The organism is Clostridioides difficile ATCC 9689 = DSM 1296, from assembly GCF_001077535.1.
In the GTDB taxonomy this organism is placed as follows: domain Bacteria; phylum Bacillota; class Clostridia; order Peptostreptococcales; family Peptostreptococcaceae; genus Clostridioides; species Clostridioides difficile.
Genome location: NZ_CP011968.1, coordinates 3,715,352 through 3,735,839, shown reverse-complemented (window position 1 = coordinate 3,735,839; position 20,488 = coordinate 3,715,352). Strand labels below are relative to the sequence as shown.

The following is a 20,488-nucleotide window of genomic DNA, read 5'->3' as shown; positions in this document are numbered from 1 at the left end:
AAGAAATATATATTAATATTTTTGTATAAAAATACCTGATATTTTTTTATCGATACTTTATTGCTATACACTAAATTAAGATAGCAATTTATATTAAGAAAAAACTTTTTGCATAGGTTATAATACTTAAAAGGAGAGGATAGAGTTGAAAACAAATACAGATGTTATTATGGAGATAATTGATTATATAGAAGAAAATCTTACAGAAAATCTAAATTTAGATAAAATAGCTTATATTGCTAATTATTCAAAATACCATTTACACAGAATGTTTACAAATGTTGTAGGATGTACTATCCATCAATACATACAGAGGAGGAGACTTACTGAAGCAGCTAGACAACTTATATTTACAGACAAATATATTATAGACATAGCTATTACAGTAGGATATTCTACACATCAATCTTTTACACTAGCATTTAGAAATTTATATAAAGAATCTCCACAAGTATATAGAAATAAAGATGAATTTTATCCTATTCAACAGAGATTTGTTTTAAATCTAAATCATCAAATTCAAAGCGAAAAATGTATTTCTTATGCAAATATGAATTATAAACAAAGAAGAGATGAAATCAATTCTTATCTGAACTTTAATATTAATTGTGAGGTGAAAGTAGCATGAGTTTAGTGCCACATGTAATTGAACAAACAGGTCAAGGGGAAAGGTCTTATGATATATATTCAAAATTATTAAAAGATAGAATTATATTTATAGGAGAAGAAATTAATGATGCTATTGCAAGTTTAGTAGTAGCTCAATTACTGTTTTTAGAATCAGAAGACCCAGATTCAGATATAATTATATATATAAATAGCCCTGGTGGCTCTGCTACATCAGGATTTGCTATATATGATACTATGAATTATGTCAGATGTGATGTATCGACTATTTGTATTGGTATGGCTGCAAGCATGAGTGCTTTTTTACTTGCAGGAGGAACACATGGAAAAAGATGTGCTTTACCCAATTCAGAGATTATGATTCATCAGCCAATGGGAGGAGCTAAAGGTCAAGCAACTGATGTAAAAATAGCTGTAGATAATATATTGAAAATAAAAGAACGATTAGATAAAATTCTTTCTGAAAATACAGGTAAATCAATAGAAGATATTAGGAGAGATACAGATAGAGATAATTTTATGACTGCACTAGAGGCTAAAGAGTACGGGCTGATTGATTATATAATGAATAGGAATGAATAAAGTATCAAAGTATCATATTAAAATGTCTGTTTTACAAGTATATATATAATATTAAATAAGAGTGTCTCAAAATGAACTTTTTAATTTATGGGACACTCTTTTTTGTATGAAATTAAATATGGTTTTATCATTTCAACAATTATTACCAAATTTCAAGTTTAATAAATTCTACTATAAAAAATACATAAAAGATAAGGTTCTTTAGTAACTTTCTGTCGTCAAAAGTTTTTATAAATTTAATAACAAAACAAGAGAAAATACCATATATTACTTATGTCTGCAATATATAGAAGACAAAGGAGTTGTACATTATGATTACAATAAGTTTGTGCATGATTGTTAAGAATGAGGAAGAAGTTATAGGCAGATGCTTAGAATGTGTAAAGGATATAGTAGACGAAATTATAATTGTAGATACCGGTTCTACAGATTCCACAAAAGAAATAGTCTCAAAATATACAGACATGGTGTACGATTTCGAATGGATAGATGATTTCTCTGCTGCAAGAAATTTTTCATTTTCTAAAGCTTCTAAAGACTATACTATGTGGCTTGATGCAGATGACATAATTTTAGAAGCTGATAGAGAAAAATTATTAAAGATTAAAGAAAGCTTGGATACTTCCATTGATATTGTTATGGCAAAATACAATGTATCCTTTGATGAAAATGGTAACCCAACTCTCTCGTATTATAGAGAACGATTGTTTAAAAGAAGTTCTAATCATAAATGGGTTGACCCTATTCATGAAGTAGTACCTCTTTTTGGAGAGGTATTTTATTCTGACATTGCAATATCTCATAAAAAGCTTCATAGACAGGACCCTCTAAGAAATCTTAGAATTTTTGAAAAAATGATTTCAGAAGGAAAAACATTGGAGCCAAGACACCAATTCTATTATTCTAGAGAGTTGTACTATAATGCTAGGTATAAAGAAGCAATAGAAGGTTTTACTAAGTTTTTAGACTCATCAAGAGGATGGATTGAGGATTGTATCAGTGCTTGCAGAGATTTAGCCACATGTTATTACTTAATTAATGATGAAAAAAGTGCATTATATTCATTGTTTAGAAGTTTCGAATTTGATGAGCCAAGAGCAGAAATTTGTTGTGACATAGGAAAGCATATGTTTGATAGACAAAAATATAAAGAAGCCATTTTTTGGTATAAGGTAGCATTAACAAGAGATAAGAATGATACTAATGGAGGTTTTAAGTCAAATGATTGTTATGGATATATACCATCTATACAATTAAGTGTCTGTTATGACAGGTTAGGAGAATCAGATAAAGCTATTTATTATCATGAAAAAACAAAAGAAATCAAACCTAACGATAGTGCTGTTTTGCACAATGAAAATTATTTTAGTAAATTTAAAAATAGTTGATAGGTCACAATCATACTAAATTTGACATATTATATATAGAGCTTAAAAGCTCAAATATATCAGGAGGTGCTTTTAATAATGAGTAGAAATAAATATTTTGGACCATTTGATGATAATGATTACAACAATGGCTATGATAAATATGATGATTGTAACAATGGTCGTGATGATTATAATAGCTGTGATTGCCATCATTGCTGTCCACCATCATGTGTAGGTCCAACAGGCCCAATGGGTCCAAGAGGTAGAACCGGCCCAACAGGTCCAACGGGTCCAACAGGTCCAGGAGTAGGGGCAACAGGCCCAACAGGACCAACCGGTCCGACTGGCCCAACAGGAAATACAGGGAATACAGGAGCAACAGGATTAAGAGGTCCAACAGGAGCAACAGGGGCAACAGGCCCAACAGGAGCGACAGGAGCTATAGGGTTTGGAGTAACAGGTCCAACAGGCCCAACAGGAGCGACAGGAGCAACAGGAGCAGATGGAGTAACAGGTCCAACAGGTCCAACGGGAGCAACAGGAGCAGATGGAATAACAGGTCCAACAGGAGCAACAGGGGCAACAGGATTTGGAGTAACAGGTCCAACAGGCCCAACAGGAGCAACAGGAGTAGGAGTAACAGGAGCAACAGGATTAATAGGTCCAACAGGAGCAACAGGAACACCTGGAGCAACAGGTCCAACAGGGGCAATAGGAGCAACAGGAATAGGAATAACAGGTCCAACAGGAGCAACAGGAGCAACAGGGGCAGATGGAGCAACAGGAGTAACAGGCCCAACAGGCCCAACAGGGGCAACAGGAGCAGATGGAGTAACAGGCCCAACAGGAGCAACAGGAGCAACAGGAATAGGAATAACAGGCCCAACAGGTCCAACAGGAGCAACAGGAATAGGAATAACAGGGGCAACAGGATTAATAGGTCCAACAGGGGCAACAGGAACACCTGGAGCAACAGGTCCAACAGGAGCAACAGGCCCAACAGGAGTAGGAGTAACAGGAGCAACAGGAGCAACAGGGGCAACAGGAGCAGACGGAGCAACAGGAGTAACAGGTCCAACAGGAGCAACAGGGGCAACAGGAGCAAATGGATTAGTAGGCCCAACAGGAGCAACAGGAGCAGCAGGAACACCTGGAGCAACAGGTCCAACAGGAGCAACAGGCCCAACAGGAGTAGGAATAACAGGAGCAACAGGGGCAACAGGAGCGACAGGTCCAACAGGAGCAGATGGAGCAACAGGTCCAACAGGAGCAACAGGAAATACAGGAGCAGATGGAGTAGCAGGTCCAACAGGAGCAACAGGAGCAACAGGAAATACAGGAGCAGATGGAGCAACAGGTCCAACAGGAGCAACAGGAAATACAGGAGCAGATGGAGCAACAGGTCCAACAGGAGCAACAGGAGCAACAGGAGTGGCAGGAGCAACAGGAGCAACAGGTCCAACAGGAGCAACAGGAAATACAGGAGCAGATGGAGCAACAGGTCCAACAGGAGCAACAGGAGCAACAGGGGCAGATGGAGCAACAGGTCCAACAGGAGCAACAGGGGCAACAGGAGTTACAGGAGCAACAGGCCCAACAGGAGCAACAGGAGCAACAGGAGCAACAGGTGCTAGTGCAATAATACCTTTTGCATCAGGTATACCACTATCACTTACAACTATAGCTGGAGGATTAGTAGGTACACCTGGATTTGTTGGATTTGGTAGTTCAGCTCCAGGATTAAGTATAGTTGGTGGAGTAATAGACCTTACAAACGCAGCAGGAACATTGACTAACTTTGCATTTTCAATGCCAAGAGATGGAACAATAACATCTATTTCAGCATACTTCAGTACAACAGCAGCACTTTCACTTGTTGGTTCAACAATTACAATTACAGCAACACTTTACCAATCTACTGCACCAAATAACTCATTTACAGCTGTACCAGGAGCGACAGTTACACTAGCTCCACCACTTACAGGTATATTATCAGTTGGTTCAATTTCTAGTGGAATTGTAACAGGATTAAATATAGCAGCAACAGCGCAAACTCGATTCTTACTAGTATTTACTGCAACAGCTTCAGGTCTTTCATTAGTTAATACTGTAGCAGGATATGCAAGTGCAGGAATTGCAATAAATTAGATTAGATAAGAAAAGGCTTCTAATATCGTATTGATATTAGGAGCTTTTTTAAGAATGATTGATGAACATAGTTTTAATATTAATTAGTGCGCATATTATAAAATACTATTATATAATATAAAATAATAACATTAAATTGGAAATATAGAATTATCTAGGGGTGATACTATGAAAAATAAGATTGAAATATCAATGAACAACTTTGTAAAAAATTATCATAAATCAAATAATATAACTACAAAGTGGCAAGAACTTTTGTTTGCTTATGCATCTGCTGAAGATGATATGTTTCAGAAGCTAAAAAGTGTTGTAGGAACATCTCATGCTATGCCAAAAGATTTTCTGGAAAATGGAAAAACTATAATTACATATTTTATACCTTTTGATGAAAGTGTAAATAATAGTAATATTGGAGGGTTTGAATGTTCTGAAATATGGGCAAGAGCGTACATAGAAACTAATATGTTGATTTCAAATTTAAATGATTTCTTATGTGAAGAACTAGAGAAGATAGGGGCTAATTCATATGCTATTCCTGGGTCGTATAATTTTGACAGTGAAAAATTGGTAAGTGACTGGTCACAAAGACATGTAGCATTCATAGCAGGTCTTGGAACTTTTGGTTTAAATAATATGCTTATTACAGAAAAAGGGTGTTGTGGAAGAATAGGAAGCATAATCACAAGTTTAGAATTAGAGCCAACTAAAAGACCAGAAAATGAATACTGCTTGTATAAACATAATAATAGTTGCAAAAAATGTGTCAATAAATGCGTGAAAGAAGCTTTAAAAGAAGATGGATTTAATAGGAATAAGTGTTATGAAATGTGTATGATAAATGAAAAAAAATACACTTATATAGGTGGATGTGATATTTGTGGAAAGTGTATAGTTGGAGTTCCTTGTTCAGTAATAAACCCATCAAGATAATGGACTTAAGTTGACTAATAATTTTAAAGATAGTTTATAATGAAAAAATTTTAGTTATCAAAATAAATATAATATAAAAACTAAATAAATGTGTTTAAAAAATGGATAAATAATTTGTGTTGATTGACAACCAGTTATACTGTTGATAGACTTATATGTATCGCTGTGATATATAAGGAGGGTTGAGATTTTATGTTTGATTTAATCTTTATTTTTGCATAGCAAGGGCTATTGCAACTATGAAATTTAATATATAAATAGCCCTTTGCTATTCCTAATGAAAAATTACTATTTAATAGGAGAGCAAAATGAGCTATAAAAAAGCAATACATATATTACCAGAAGAATTACTTGAATTAATACAGGAATATGTAGATGGTGAATGTATCTATATTCCTAGAAAATCTAATAATAAAAAAGAATGGGGAAGTAATACACCTACTCGTGAAGAGTTGTCAATTAGAAATATGCAGATTTACGAAGACTATCAAGTTGGATATGATTTGCAATATTTATCGGAAAAGTATTATTTATCTTTGAAAAGTATCCAAAGAATTGTATTACAAGAAAAAAGAAAAGATATCTAAGGATGAGCCAGTATAGTTTTATAATTATACTGGCTCATTTTCTTTTGATAAAAGTGTTTGAGGTATAGTTTCTTTTAAGTGGATGATATAATTTAAGTAATTTCAATAACTTATACAGTAGCTAACAAAGCTGGTTGTAAAGTATCTAATAAGAAGTAGTAGCTTTTTATATGTTTGAAATTAAAATTTATTAAAATTAGGAGGTCTTGTTTTGAAAAAAATACTTGATTATATTCCACCTTTTCATAACTTTCTATTAATTTAGTAATCTTATAGAAAGGAAATTGCATTTATGAAAAAAATTACTTGGGAGGTGGAATATATCTCCCAGTTACCTGTAATTAGGTATTGTAAAAAATGTGGAAAAAAGACTGAATATATTTGTTCAGGTTTATTTAGGGTTAATGCTCAACATAAATATTTGGATATATGGTTAATATACAAGTGTTCAAATTGTGATTCAACATGGAACTCAACTATATATTCTCGTGTTAATCCAAAAAGCTTAAATCCAGAAATACTAGAACAATTCCATACAAATGATTATAATCTTGTTAAGCAATATGCTATGAATATGGAACTTTTACATAGAAATGGAGCAGAAGTTGGTATTCCAGAGTATAAAATAGTAGGACAAGAAATTAATATTAATGACCTTACACAAGTTCATATTATTAGTAAATATCCATGTCAGTTAAAGGTATCAACATTATTACGTGAGAAACTAGGTTTATCTAGGAAGGTATTTGACGAAATGTTGGATTGTGGGATTATTAGAAGTAACTCAGGAGTTGATTTAAAGAAAGGTAAATTAAATTATGAAATTATGTTAGATATAGGCAAGGAGAAGCAAAAGTCTTCAAATTGATTAGAATAACTAACTTAATATATTTTCAGGAACATCATTTAAAAAAATAGTGACTTTAAAAAATTTAAAGCCACTATTTTTTAATATGTTTTATATGAGTATTTAAAATAAAGTGTGTATTCTTCAAATTTATAGCGATAATTAAAACATTACTATAAAAAGGAAGGTGCATACTTTTTATTTAACAAAAACTAGATATTAAAAACTTTTCGAGGAATATTTTATTAAAATCCCTAAATATATTTAATATATATTAAAAAATTGTATTATAATGAAAATCAAAATAGATTGCAAATCCAAAAAGTAATACTTAATGTCCAAAAAGCTAAAATTAAAATCTAAATAGCTATTTACTACAGAAGTATGTTAAAATATGTAAAATGAATAGAAATTTATATATTTTTATTAAAAATATATAAGAAAGGATGTTTAAGAATTGTGATTAATATAGGAATATGTGATGATGAACTACATTATCGAATAAAAATAAAAGATATATTAAGTGAAATATTAAGTTCATATCCTATAAATTATAACATATATGAATTTTCAGCAGGAGAAGAGTTACTAAATAACTATCCTAAAGATTTAGACATATTAATTATGGACATACAAATGAAAACAATAAATGGTATGGATACTGCTAGGAAGATAAGAGAGTTTGATCATAAGTTAGAAATAATATTTGTTACTTCATTTGTAGAGTTTATGCAAGAAGGTTATGAGGTAAAAGCATACAGATATATACTAAAGCCAATAAATAAAGAAAAAATTTCTAAAAGTGTATTACCTTGTATAAATGAGATGATGAAAAAGAGAAATAATTACTTAACTATAAATGTAAAAAATTATGTAGACCGAATTAAAATAGATTCTATTACTTATATAGAAACAGATAGACCGAATATATTGATTTATACACATGATGATATGTATATTACTAAAATGAGTATATCTAAAATAGAAAAGATATTAAATGAATATGGATTTTTTAGATGTCATAATAGCTATATAGTTAACTTAAAATTAGTAGAATCAATGAGTGGAAGTACTGTTATAGTAGATGGAAAAAGTATTCCAATAAGTAAATATAGGGTTAAAGGCTTGAAGCTTGCGATAACTAATATATTAGGGGACATAGTATGCTAACAAATTTAAGTGTAGGATTTTGGAATATTATTAATTTAGTTTCAGGTACTATAGATTGGATTATATTTTTTTTAGTAATCCACTTAGTTGGAAAGAGGAAAATATCTAATATAAGATATATATTTACAACAATAATTATAATTATATTTATGGCATACATAAATGTAGTTAAAGTGTTTCCAAATATTAAGATTCTTCTATGTATGGTAATAGGAATATCATTTTATATAACATCATATGAAGATAAAATCTATAAAAGTATAATAGTTAGTTTATTGTTTTGGCTAGGATTAATGGTTGCTGAAGGTTCTGCAGTAGGTCTAGTAGTATTTATAAATAAATTAAATAATATTAACATAACACAACATGAAAACTTATTTAGAATACAAGCTATTATTATGTCAAAGGTATTTTTATTTATAGGTTTTATATTGTTTAAGTATTTTAAATTATCTTTAGATTTTAAACCTAAAGATATGATACTAATAGGAATACCTATATTATCTAATATAGTTAGCTTATTACTTATATTTGAATATAATTTAAGAGTCAATACAATTACTACAGAAAACTTATTTATATTTATATTTGCAATTTTATTGATTTTATCATCAAGTATAATACTTTTAATAGTAATAGGGAAAATTGTACAAGACGATAAATTAAATCTAGAGTATGAACTTATAAATGAAAGAATAAAAACAAACTACAGGAATTATGAAAATATAAACGAAGTTCATGATAGATTAAAATATGTTTATCATGACTTGAAAAACCATATGATTTGTATAAAAAATTATGACACTAAAGAAGAAATTATATCATATATAAATAACTTAGAGTTTCAGATAAGTGAATTTGAACATTTTAAAAATACTGGAAATAAAACATTAGATTTAATTTTAGCAGAAAAAATAAGTATTTGTAAAAAGTATGATATTCAAATTGAAGATAACATAAATATATCTAAATTAAACTTTATTAAAAATAATGATATATGTTCAATATTTGCAAATTCACTAGATAATGCAATTGAAGCATGTATGGATATAAATAATGAGATAGAAAAAAGAATAGAAGTTAAAGCTACATATATAAATAAATTTGCAATAATAAAATTTATAAATACTAAGGTAAATGATATTAAACTTATTGATAAACGTATTCAAACTAGTAAGGATGATAATAAGATACATGGAATAGGACTTGCTAGTATTAAATATATAGTAAATAAATATGGTGGTGAAACAATAGTTAATTACTCAGATAATGAGTTTATATTAAAAATAATGATACCAATAAAAAGTTAGGAGAGTACAAAATGAAAAAAATAGCGTTAAACTTACTTAAAAACATCTCAGCATTAAGTTTTGGGATAGCTGTATTATCAGCAAACAGTGCAAGTTCTTGGGTAGCACATCAGGCAAAAGAGCCACAAGCTTTACAAAAACTAAAAAAATAACATTAATAAAAGGACCTCTTCTTATTAAAGGAGAGGTTTTACATGTTGAGGAGGAAATATGTTTAAAAGATTATCATATAAATTTGCCAATATATTAGTTAATAATGAGATTGTAGAAAGTGAAGATTTTGAAATATATAGATATGGATTTGAAACTTTGATTTATTTCATAGTTAATATTTTGGTAGCATTATTTATAGGAATTATTTTTGATAGATTTATACATACAGTTATATTTTTAAGTTGTTATTGCACTTTAAGACAGTTCACAGGAGGTTATCATGCTAGGAATTATAAAGAGTGTACATTAACATTTGCAGTTATTTATTTGATAACTATTTTTTCAGCTAATAATATAGATATAAATATAAGTATTTATTAGTATTATTAATGATTATTAGTATACTAACAATTTACAAGTTAGCTCCTTTAGAACATAGAAACAAACCTCTTAGTGAAAGTGAGAAAAAGCATTATAGAAAGACTGTGCAAAAAATACTATTCGTAATAATATGTTTAATTATTTTATGTAAAATACTTAATATTTTTCAGCAATATATGATTTATGCAATAATTTCTATATATTGGATTGCTATATTAATATATATTGGAATGAAGGTTAATAGTGATCAGTAAGATTATAAAACATTTTCTAAATTAATTAACTTCACTAATTAATATTAACTTTAAAAAAATAATGTCAAGGTAAGTATTTGAACTTATTAAATATAGTTGAATCTATTGTGGGTTGTATCAAAGGACAAATAGATTCACTTAATAACCAGTTTGTAACAGAGTATTGAATTGTAAAAGTTAATACGATAGTATGAAAATGTAATTTGAAATTACATTTTTATAAAAATTATATTAACTAAGGGGAGGGATACATACAATGAATTTGAAGAAAAAAATTAAAAAGTTAGGAGTTACATTTGCAATAGGAACTATAATTGTATCAAGTTTAGGGACATCTGTATTTGCAGATGAGGTTAGCACATATGCTTTAATATCTAAAGCTTTTTCAGGTAAAAACAATATTATATCTAGTTCAGTATACACTTCTGGAAGTAGAACCTTTAAAACGACAGATTCTCAAGGGGGATTTTCTTGTAGGCTAACAGAAAGATTCTCAGGATCTAGCCCAGATAGAATTGTAAAAAGACATGAAGCAAATGCTTCTTCAAAAGTTAGTTTATCAGGAGGAACATACTATATAAGGTATGAAGGTTCAACGAATAATGCTAAAACATATGCAACTTTAAATTAGTATTAAAAGCATCCTATAATTATTTTTATAGGATGTTTTTGTAATTGTTATAATCAAAAGACTGGCTAGGAGGGGCATAAATATGAGTAGTATTAAGGTTATATCAGACTTTATAACCAAAATAATTAGAAAAAATATTTTATTTGCAATAACAGTTATTATTATAAATTACCATCTCATACAACGATGGACACATATATCCAATAGAGGAATTTCATTTAATGATTACTTATCCTTGAGTGTATATACTTGTATGACAATTAGTATTTTAACCATGTTAAATGTAATTTTTTATATGAGAAAAAGTTATGATACTGTAAAAATATTATGTAGAAATAATTTTGATTATTTTTTAGGTATTTCTGTTGCTGTAACTAGAAACAACTTTATATTTTGTTGCATACCAATTATATATGCTATAGCATACTCAAGTTTAATAAGAACATTGTCAATTGTAACGATTAAATCAACTATATTTATATTGATATTTGAATGGTTTTTACCACTTACTATTTTATCTATAGTGATATCATTTATTTCAGTTATTATAAATAATTTAATACTAAAGATTACCTTATCATCAGTATTTTTATATTTAACATCAACTAATATGTTGGATAGAGTTATTGATATTAAAGAACCATTTTTTAAAGCATTATTTAAATCACTTAACATATTTGAAGATCAATCATATGCTTACTATTCTGATTTTGTAGGGAAAGTTAATAATTCAGCATATGTTATAGATAAGATTATACCTACACTATTTGCAATTACTTTAATAATAGTAGCATATCTGATATTAAATGATATTAGAAAGAAACAGATTAAATCATTAATAGTTATAGTAGTGTACAGTATTTTATTTATTGGATTAAATTATATATCAATAGATATGTCAACATATAGAGATGAGGAGCGTAGTTATGGAGAGTATTTAAAGAAATCTAATATTAGTGATATTAAAATAAAATCGCATGATATGAAGATTGACTTTAAAAGCAAGTCAAATATAAAAGATAGAATTGTTTTATTAAACACATCAAATGAAGAGTTAACAAATATTAATATGATTTTAGATGAAATATTTGATATAAAATATATAAAAGTAAATTCGGAAAATATAAAATTTAACATAAAAAAGGATTTAATTGAAGTTAATTTAAAGGAAAGTTTAGAGCCTAATGACGAGGTGACATTAGATATAGAGTATGAAGGCTATATTAATGTGTTGACATCTTGGAATCAAAATAAATATATAGCTACTAAAGATGATATTATGCTTCCACCAGGTTCTTTAGCGTGGTACCCAAAAGTAAATCAATCAAGTTATATGGCTTATAAAATAAATTTAAGTTCTAAAAGTAATGTCTATTCAAATTTACCTTTACTGAATAAGACTAGTAATTTTTTAAAAAAAGATTATATATTTGAAGGAAAGTCAAATGATATTGCAATATATGCAGGTGAGTTTAAAGAAGAGGTAAAAGATGATATAAAAATAATCTATCCATCAGATAGTAATGTAAATATGGATATAGAGGAAAAAATTAAATTTTTAATTGAAACAAGAAATGAAATATTAGGTGATAGCAAAGCATCTGTAGATGCTAAAAAATATGTAGATGAAGTAGATAATGTTATGGAATCAATAAAAAGAAAAAAAATTAATATGATATTAGTTGCTGACTTACCTAGCAATGAATTTTTATATGAAGACTCAAAGGGAGAGAAAATTAGCATAACTATTTATCATTGGCTTTCAGGAAATATCCTTATAATAGATAAATAATAAAGGAGGTTAATATGATAAACAAGTTAGAAATAAGAAATCTAAATTTTAATTACAAAAATAAAAAAGCTTTGGATAATATAAATTTAACCCTAACAGATGGAGTAGTTGCATTATTAGGTCCTAATGGTGCTGGAAAATCAACATTAATGAGGTTATTAGTGACTCTTTATGAAACTTCAATTGGAGAGATAGAATTAAATAATATAAAGTATAGCAAAAACAATGAGAAAATCAAGGCAAATGTAGGATATGTACCTCAAGATTTTGATATGTATAATAATATAAATGGGCAAGAATACTTAGAATTTGTAGCTAAAATGAGAGGTGTATCTAAGAATGATTTAAAGAAACATATACAAAAAGTAGTATCAAAAGTTAATCTGGACAAGTTTATAAATAAAAAAATAGGTACATACTCAGGTGGTGTAAAGAGACGACTAGGTATAGCACAGGCTTTAATAGGTGATTCTAAGTTAATAGTTATGGACGAACCTACAGTTGGTCTTGATCCAGAGCAAAGGAATGAATTTAGAAGATTGTTACCAGAAATAAGTAAAAATTCTATAGTATTAATTTCAACTCACATAGTAGAAGACATACAATTTAACTGTGACAAATTAATTATATTAAATCAAGGCAAAATATTATATGATGGTACAATTAATAAGTTTATTGATATGGTTGAGGTGTATTCGGTAGTAGTTTCTAATGATGAATTTGAATATTTAGAACGTAATATTGATATTATTGATTATAGGAGAGTTAAAGATGGTGTGCAAGTAAAGTATATAGGTAAAAATACAGAGAAACTTAAAGATAGCTTAAGGATAGATACAACTTTACAAGATGCTTATATAAACTTTTTACATAAGGAGTTAAAATAAATGTGTATATTGGAGTTAATAAAATTTGAGCTTAAAAAAATAGAGCTTAAACATGTGTTAATATTTGTAATTATTTCTATATTATGCATATTTATTACAGGCATATTAGATTATAATGAGTTAATATTTTATAATGATGTACCTATAATGGATACATATTCTATAGCAGGATGGTTAGGAATTATAAAGATATCAGATGTTTTTATACCAATAATGTCAGCAATCACAATAATTTATGTGTTTTCAAAAGATTATTCGGGTAATATAAATGAGATACTTACTTTATATAATAAAAAAAAATATAATCAATTTATAGTATTTAGATGGTGTGTTATATTAGCTATATATACTGTATTATTATTAATTTCAATTACAATAGTATATACATTTACGTCAGTGAAAGGTTTTAACATAGACAAAATAGATTTTGTTTATAGTGTAAAGCCAATAGATGTGTTTTTAAAGACGTTTCCTACATTATTATGGTATACAACATTTCCACTAATGATATTAACATTAACAAAAAATAGATTTACAACAATAGCAATATTAATTACATATACATTTGCTGATATATTTTTTATTTTACATATGTACCCATTTGTTAGTATGATTAATGTAAATGGATTTTATATTCAAAAGATGTTTTATATGCCTAACAATATAGATGTTAGATTTAATGAATTAAAGAATTATTTCTTTATAAATAGAGGTTCTCTAGTAGTTATTTCTATAATAATAGTTTTTTATATAGCAAGAAAATCAACGGTTTTAAAAAAGAGTAAATAGTTTAATATATTTTTTATATTGTTATATTTATATAGAATAGTGACTTTAAAAAATTTAAAGCCACTATTTTTTAATATGTTTTATCTATATAACTATTATTTTTCTAGGTTTTTTAATATTTCGTAATAGTGTGTTTTGGCTATTTCACTTGACTCGCCTTTTTTACAAAAAGATAATTTGGATAGTTTTGGAACTACACTTTCAACGACAATTTTATTACCTATCATTTTAGATTCAAGTATCTTCAATGCTTCTAAAAATCTATTATTCTTTTTTGCACAATTATAAAATGATAAAACGTAGACATAAAGGAATAGGTTATAATTACGGAAAGGATATTCAACTTGCATAAATAAGGTTCCAATTCCATAGTGACAAGGGCCGATTGGTTTTTTAATAGTCCAATGGTCAAGTAGAAAATCTACAGCTTTGTCAAGTTTTGATTCTTTATTTAGATAATTACTAAAACGGAATGCATTTAATATATTAAGAGTTGGTAGTGGATTTGAGTATTCAGTTTCTGGACCTCGACCAAAACTAAATTTATTGCAACGCCACCCACCATCAGTATACTGTGTATCTAAAAAATGTTGAAACGTTTTTTGCATTCTAATGTCAGATGCATATCCCATATGACAGAGTACGTTAGCAGCATTTGCAGTATGACAAGGGTAAATACCTCCATTTGGATATAGTTTGAAACGTCCATCTTCTCGCCATGTGCTAAATATCAAAAACTTTATTATAATATTATTTATATTTATAATTGATTTATTTTATTTAAAATTGCATTTATAGCTGTATCAGGAACAACTGCTAAATCTTCTGCATTGAAGTAATAAACTATATTAGAATCAAATAATATATTTGAATTTGGAGGAAATTCATCATCTCCAAACCAAAGTATAAATACCATAGATGTATTACCCATATATGTAAACCTATAAGCTAAATCTCCCATGTTTACTTTTTCAGCTCCAATTTTCTCCATAACTAACTTATATTTGTCTATTTGAGATGTAAAAACTTCTGAAAGCCTATATAGAGTCCTGTTTAAAAAATTTGGATAATAAACATTGCCTCCTGGTATTTCTTTAAAAGTTACATATTTATTAGTTCTAGGAATACCTTTAGCATTGATTAAATATCTAACTATCAAGATTTTAAGCTCAAAGTTATTGCAAAGGCTACCATTACTATTCCAAACTTCTCCATTTGGATAGTCTATAATATATTGTCTATCAAAAAAATTGAGTGTGAATCTATTTAAATCATTATTGAAAGGTATATTACTTAAATTACTAATTGTATGAGGGTCTAATTCTTTGAGTTTTTTTCGAACATAGTCAAATGGAACATTATAATTATTTTTTGTTATCTTTTCATCCATAATTTTTTCCTCCAATTTAAACAATTAAAAGTATATTTATAAAAAGTTTTCTTATTATTAATTTTATTATATATTCAAAATATTACAATAATAAATTGTTAAATAAATTTTTATATTTAAGTAAATACGTGTAAAATGAATATAAAGTTTTTGAAATATAAAGTTTTTGTATCTAAAATATTTTATTTGTAAAATAGTAATTAATTATTGTAAGCTATAATATGAGAGTATTATGGTTAATGTGAATTTTAAAGATATTATTAAATATATAAATTAGAATGCTATTAGATGGATAAATGGAGGAGTTATTATGTCTAAGATATTAGTAGTAGATGATGAGTTAGATATGTTAAAGTTGATTGAAAATGTGTTGAAAAGAGATGGACATGAAGTAAAGGTAATTAGTGATGTAGAAAAGGCTATGAACATGGATTTTAATTATTTTAATCTAATAATATTAGATGTTATGATGCCTAAGATGGATGGTTTTGAAGTATGTAAAACTATAAGAAATAAGGTTGATTGTCCAATACTGTTTTTGACAGCAAAAAATATGGAAAGTGATATTATGTACGGTCTTGGTATAGGTGCAGATGACTATATAACCAAACCTTTTGGTGTAGGAGAATTAAGGGCTAGGATAACTGCTCATTTAAGGCGAGAAAGTAGAGAAAAAAAGAATTTATTAACTATCTCAAATGTTCAATTTAACTTTTTAGGCAAAGAAGTTTCAATTGATGGTAAAAAAATTAATTTTACTAAAAGTGAATATCTAATATGTGAATTTCTAGCAAAAAATAAGGGACAAGTATTTTCAAAAGAAAGAATATATGAGTCGGTATATGGTTTTGATGGAGAAAGTGATATAAGTACTATCACAGAGCATATAAAAAATATACGAAGCAAATTAAAACAATATGATATTTATACAATAGAAACTGTATGGGGGATAGGGTATAAATGGGTGTAATAAGTATAAGTGTTGTTTAGTGAAAATATTATATATATCTACAAAATGTTTGTAAAATATTAATCTATATATTAAAATTTAATTTATAGATTAATATTTTTTGTAAATGACAAAATTGTAAGGTATTTTGTTATAAAATATTAAGATTCATAGTGTATACTAATAATATAGTATTTAGTATAAATCTTGAGCAAAGGATGGTTATTTCTAATGGATAGACTAAAGAATATTAGAAAGAGTTTACTACAGTATACATTTTTATTTTTGTTAATAGGTATAACAATTTACCTAGTGTTTAAAACATTGGATATTAAAATGCTATCAAATGTTATGGTTATGGTAGATAAGAAGTTTTTATTCATAGGTGCTTTGGCAATAATGTGTCACATAATGCTTGAAGGAGTAGTAATGAAGATAATTATAGAAAGCACTCACAAAGTTAATATTAGATTTATTGGTTTTAAGCTAGCCATTATGGGATTTTATTATAATTTAATAACTCCTTTTGCTTCAGGAAGCCAACCAGTACAGATATATGTACTTAAAAAATGTAAAATGCCACTTAGTAAGGCAAGTGCAGTTGTTACCAATAAGTCTATTATCTTCCAAATAGTAGTTACTTTTTATTGTACAATACTTGTTTTAATGAATTTTGCTATGTTAGAAAAACAAATGAAAATGATTATGCCTCTAGTGTTTCTAGGGATAGCCATTAATTCATTTGTCTTAATTATGATAATATTAGTTATTTTAAATCCTAAAAAAATAAAATATTTTATGAGAATTACTATAAAGCATTTATCAAAAATTAAGTTTTTAAAATTTTTAGATAATAAGATCGAATCCATAGAAAGTTTTATAGATGATTATAGTAAAGCAATAAATTTTTTTGCAAAGAATAAAAAGGTATTAATTTCAACTATAATAGTAACTTTTATTCAATTAAGTGCTTACTTTAGTGTTTCATTTTGGATATATAAAGCATTTAATTTACAAGGTTATAGCTATATTTATATACTGACATTACAAGCATTTTTATATATGGCAATATCTCCAATACCAACACCTGGGAATGTAGGAGCTAATGAATTAGCCTTTTTCACTATATTCAAATCAGTATTCCCTCAACCTTTGATGGGATATGCAGTATTTTTATATGGTGGATTTATGTACTATTTGATTCTGATTGGAAGTGGAATATTTACTGTAATTACTCACTATAGAATGAAAAATAGAATTGGCAGAAATATTGTTTTAAGTGAAAACTAAATAAGTTTAAAGAATATATATTGAGTATATTAAAAAATATGTCATAAGAACTAGAATATTTTAATTAAATGGTTGAAATATAAAGATTATTATGACATATTTTTTTTGAAATTTAAGAGGAATTGTGAGAAAATTGTTGAATTTAATAGATAGTATTGCAAAATATTTATGATTTTGCATATTATAAAAACACTCATTATCTTTAAGATAAATTTTACTTATCAGGGGATAAATCTAAGGGGGGAATTGTATGGAGAAAAAAATTTTAACAGTTTGTCCATACTGTGGAGCTGGATGCCAATTATATCTAGTAGTAAAAGATAATAAGATATTAAGAGCTGAACCGGCTAATGGTAGAACAAATCAAGAAAGTTTGTGTTTAAAAGGTCGTTATGGATGGGATTTTCTAAATGACCCTAAAATTCTAACACCTAGGCTAAAAAAGCCAATGATAAGAAAACAAGGTGTACTAGAAGAGGTTGAATGGGATGAGGCTATAAACTATACAGCTTCAAGACTAAATGAAATTAAAGAAAAATATGGACCTGATTCTATTATGGGAACAGGTTCTGCAAGAGGACCTGGTAATGAAGCAAACTATATAATGCAAAAATTTATGAGAGCTACAATAGGAACTAATAATGTTGACCATTGTGCTCGTGTCTGACATGCACCATCTGTAGCCGGTCTGGCTTACTCATTAGGTAGTGGTGCAATGTCTAATTCTATACCAGAGATAGAAAATGCAGATGTTTTATTTATATTTGGATATAATGGAGCAGATTCACATCCAATAGTGGCAAATAGAATAGTAAAAGCTAAAAAAAATGGTGCTAAATTAATTGTTACTGACCCTAGAGTAACTGAATCTGCAAGAATTGCTGATATACATCTACCTATAAAAGGTGGAACAAACATGGTTTTAGTAAATGCTTTTGGAAATGTATTAATAGAAGAAGGTCTTTACAATAAAGAATTTGTTCAAAATCATACACAAGGATTTGATGAGTATAAAGAAATTGTTAAACCATATACAGCTAAATATGCTGAAAAGATTACAGGAATCCCAGAAGAGCTTATAAGAAAAGCTATGAGAGAATATGCAAAAGGTAAAAAAGCTATGATACTTTATGGAATGGGTGTCTGTCAATTTGGTCAAGCTGTTGATGTAGTTAAGGGACTTGCATCAATTGCTCTACTTACAGGTAATTTTGGTAGAGAAAGCGTTGGAATAGGACCTGTACGTGGACAAAATAATGTTCAAGGAGCTTGTGATATGGGAGCTCTTCCTAATGTATATCCTGGCTATCAAAATGTAACTGATGATAAGATAAGAGAAAAGTTTGAAAAAGCTTGGGGGGTAAAATTATCTCCTAATAATGGTTATAGTTTAACTCAAGTTCCAGACTTAGTACTAAAAGAGAAAAAGCTTAAAGCTTATTATATATTTGGAGAAGACCCAGTGCAAAGTGACCCAGATGCATCAGAAGTTAGAGAAGCATTAGATGAATTGGAATTTGTCATTGTTCAAGATATATTTATGAATAAGACAGCACTTCATGCTGATGTTATACTTCCAGCTACTTCTTGGGGAGAACATGAGGGAGTATATACATGTGCAGATAGAGGATTCCAATTGATGAGAAAAGCTATAGAGCCACAAGGAGATGTAAAACCAGACTGGCAAATTATAAGCGAAATTTCTACAGCAATGGGATATCCTATGAACTATAAAAATACTAAGGAAATATGGGACGAACTTAGACAATTATGTCCAAGTTTCTTAGGTGCTACTTATGAAAAGATAGAAACTCAAGGATGCGTTCAATGGCCTTGTAAGAGTGAAAGTATGGAAGATAAAGGAACTATGTATCTGTATGAAGGTCAAAAGTTTTCTACTCCTAATGGTAAAGGTAATTTGTTCGCTGCTGAATGGAGACCCCCTATGGAAGTTGAAGATGATGAATACCCATTTAGTTTATGTACTGTAAGAGAAGTTGGACACTATTCAGTAAGAACAATGACTGGTAATTGTAGAACACTTAGTTCATTAGAAGATGAACCAGGACGTGTTCAAATAAATTCTAATGATGCTGAAAAATTAGGAATTGAAGATGATGAATTAGTTAGAATTAGTTCAAGAAGAGGAAGTGTAATAACAAGAGCAACAGTTACTGATAGAGTTAAGGAAGGTGCAACATATATGACTTATCAGTGGTGGGTTGGAGCTTGCAATGAACTTACAATAGCAAATTTAGACCCTATATCTAAAACACCAGAGTATAAATATTGTGCTGTTAAACTTGAAAAACTTGAAGACCAAGAATTAGCAGAAAAATGTGTAAGAGAAGAGTATCAAAGTTTGAAAGACAAAATGACAGCTACAAATATCTAATGATTT

Annotated in this window: 19 protein-coding genes and 1 pseudogene; 18 read left to right on the top strand and 2 right to left on the bottom strand. The window is 28.4% G+C overall.

Features of this window, described 5'->3' with window-relative positions; all coding sequences use genetic code 11:
* Positions 1–145: 145 nt before the first annotated feature.
* The 15 genes and pseudogenes from CDIF1296T_RS17310 to CDIF1296T_RS17240 all read left to right on the top strand — a co-directional run bounded on the left by CDIF1296T_RS17310 (position 146) and on the right by CDIF1296T_RS17240 (position 14,458).
* Positions 146–628 (top strand): helix-turn-helix transcriptional regulator, encoded by a 483-nt coding sequence (locus tag CDIF1296T_RS17310; RefSeq protein ID WP_009891821.1) that lies wholly within the window; start codon positions 146–148, stop codon positions 626–628.
* Positions 625–1,209: an ATP-dependent Clp endopeptidase proteolytic subunit ClpP gene (clpP, locus tag CDIF1296T_RS17305; RefSeq protein WP_003436212.1), complete on the top strand. Its 585-nt coding sequence runs from the start codon at positions 625–627 to the stop codon at positions 1,207–1,209. The genes CDIF1296T_RS17310 and clpP overlap by 4 nt, the downstream gene beginning before the upstream one ends.
* 311 nt (positions 1,210–1,520) lie before the next feature.
* Positions 1,521–2,597: a tetratricopeptide repeat-containing glycosyltransferase family 2 protein gene (locus tag CDIF1296T_RS17300; protein ID WP_009898508.1), complete on the top strand. Its 1,077-nt coding sequence runs from the start codon at positions 1,521–1,523 to the stop codon at positions 2,595–2,597.
* 66 nt (positions 2,598–2,663) lie between these two features.
* Positions 2,664–4,727, top strand: coding sequence for a collagen-like exosporium glycoprotein BclA3 (gene bclA3, locus CDIF1296T_RS17295; protein WP_076633461.1), 2,064 nt, complete (start codon positions 2,664–2,666; stop codon positions 4,725–4,727).
* Between the two features lie 168 nt (positions 4,728–4,895).
* Entirely contained in the window at positions 4,896–5,657 is a 762-nt protein-coding gene (locus CDIF1296T_RS17290; protein WP_009898500.1) for an epoxyqueuosine reductase, read from the top strand.
* 308 nt (positions 5,658–5,965) lie between these two features.
* Positions 5,966–6,244, top strand: a complete 279-nt coding sequence (locus CDIF1296T_RS17285) for a CD3324 family protein (RefSeq protein WP_003437274.1) — start codon at positions 5,966–5,968, stop codon at positions 6,242–6,244.
* Between the two features lie 292 nt (positions 6,245–6,536).
* On the top strand, positions 6,537–7,112 hold the full coding sequence (locus CDIF1296T_RS17280; RefSeq protein ID WP_009898497.1) for a DUF1062 domain-containing protein: 576 nt from the start codon (positions 6,537–6,539) through the stop codon (positions 7,110–7,112).
* A 438-nt stretch (positions 7,113–7,550) separates the two neighbouring features.
* Entirely contained in the window at positions 7,551–8,261 is a 711-nt protein-coding gene (locus CDIF1296T_RS17275) for a LytR/AlgR family response regulator transcription factor (protein ID WP_003437285.1), read from the top strand.
* The gene (locus CDIF1296T_RS17270; protein ID WP_009898495.1) at positions 8,255–9,571 is read left to right on the top strand and encodes an ATP-binding protein; all 1,317 of its coding nucleotides are present in this window, start codon (positions 8,255–8,257) and stop codon (positions 9,569–9,571) included. Before CDIF1296T_RS17275 ends, CDIF1296T_RS17270 begins: the two co-directional genes overlap by 7 nt.
* Positions 9,572–9,582: 11 nt before the next feature.
* Positions 9,583–9,723: a cyclic lactone autoinducer peptide gene (locus CDIF1296T_RS17265; RefSeq protein ID WP_003437290.1), complete on the top strand. Its 141-nt coding sequence runs from the start codon at positions 9,583–9,585 to the stop codon at positions 9,721–9,723.
* A gap of 58 nt (positions 9,724–9,781) precedes the next feature.
* Positions 9,782–10,359: pseudogene (locus tag CDIF1296T_RS20110) on the top strand (accessory gene regulator ArgB-like protein).
* A 256-nt stretch (positions 10,360–10,615) separates the two neighbouring features.
* Entirely contained in the window at positions 10,616–10,990 is a 375-nt protein-coding gene (locus tag CDIF1296T_RS17255; RefSeq protein WP_003437295.1) for a hypothetical protein, read from the top strand.
* 82 nt (positions 10,991–11,072) lie between these two features.
* Positions 11,073–12,782, top strand: a complete 1,710-nt coding sequence (locus CDIF1296T_RS17250; RefSeq protein ID WP_018112712.1) for a M1 aminopeptidase family protein — start codon at positions 11,073–11,075, stop codon at positions 12,780–12,782.
* 14 nt (positions 12,783–12,796) lie between these two features.
* Complete coding sequence (locus CDIF1296T_RS17245) at positions 12,797–13,669, top strand: ATP-binding cassette domain-containing protein (protein ID WP_003437302.1); 873 nt, start codon at positions 12,797–12,799, stop codon at positions 13,667–13,669.
* Positions 13,670–14,458, top strand: coding sequence for a hypothetical protein (locus tag CDIF1296T_RS17240; protein WP_003437307.1), 789 nt, complete (start codon positions 13,670–13,672; stop codon positions 14,456–14,458).
* A gap of 95 nt (positions 14,459–14,553) precedes the next feature.
* Here the strand turns inward: CDIF1296T_RS17240 and CDIF1296T_RS17235 are convergent, their stop codons facing one another.
* Both CDIF1296T_RS17235 and CDIF1296T_RS17230 read right to left on the bottom strand, forming a co-directional pair.
* The gene (locus tag CDIF1296T_RS17235) at positions 14,554–15,192 is read right to left on the bottom strand and encodes a prenyltransferase/squalene oxidase repeat-containing protein (RefSeq protein ID WP_009898492.1); all 639 of its coding nucleotides are present in this window, start codon (positions 15,190–15,192) and stop codon (positions 14,554–14,556) included.
* A gap of 26 nt (positions 15,193–15,218) precedes the next feature.
* A complete protein-coding gene (locus CDIF1296T_RS17230) occupies positions 15,219–15,848 on the bottom strand; it encodes a DUF3786 domain-containing protein (RefSeq protein ID WP_009898491.1) in 630 nt (209 codons plus the stop codon).
* A 310-nt stretch (positions 15,849–16,158) separates the two neighbouring features.
* Here CDIF1296T_RS17230 and cprR point away from each other — a divergent pair, with 310 nt between their 5' ends.
* From cprR to fdhF, 3 genes are all read left to right on the top strand, one after another.
* Positions 16,159–16,818: a two-component system response regulator CprR gene (cprR, locus tag CDIF1296T_RS17225; RefSeq protein ID WP_003437316.1), complete on the top strand. Its 660-nt coding sequence runs from the start codon at positions 16,159–16,161 to the stop codon at positions 16,816–16,818.
* Positions 16,819–17,028: 210 nt separating this feature from the next.
* Positions 17,029–18,087 carry a lysylphosphatidylglycerol synthase transmembrane domain-containing protein gene (locus CDIF1296T_RS17220; protein ID WP_003429718.1) on the top strand — a complete coding sequence of 353 codons (1,059 nt, stop codon included), beginning with the start codon at positions 17,029–17,031 and terminating at the stop codon, positions 18,085–18,087.
* A gap of 250 nt (positions 18,088–18,337) precedes the next feature.
* Positions 18,338–20,482, top strand: a complete 2,145-nt coding sequence (gene fdhF, locus CDIF1296T_RS17215) for a formate dehydrogenase subunit alpha (protein WP_077700252.1) — start codon at positions 18,338–18,340, stop codon at positions 20,480–20,482.
* Positions 20,483–20,488 lie beyond the last annotated feature (6 nt).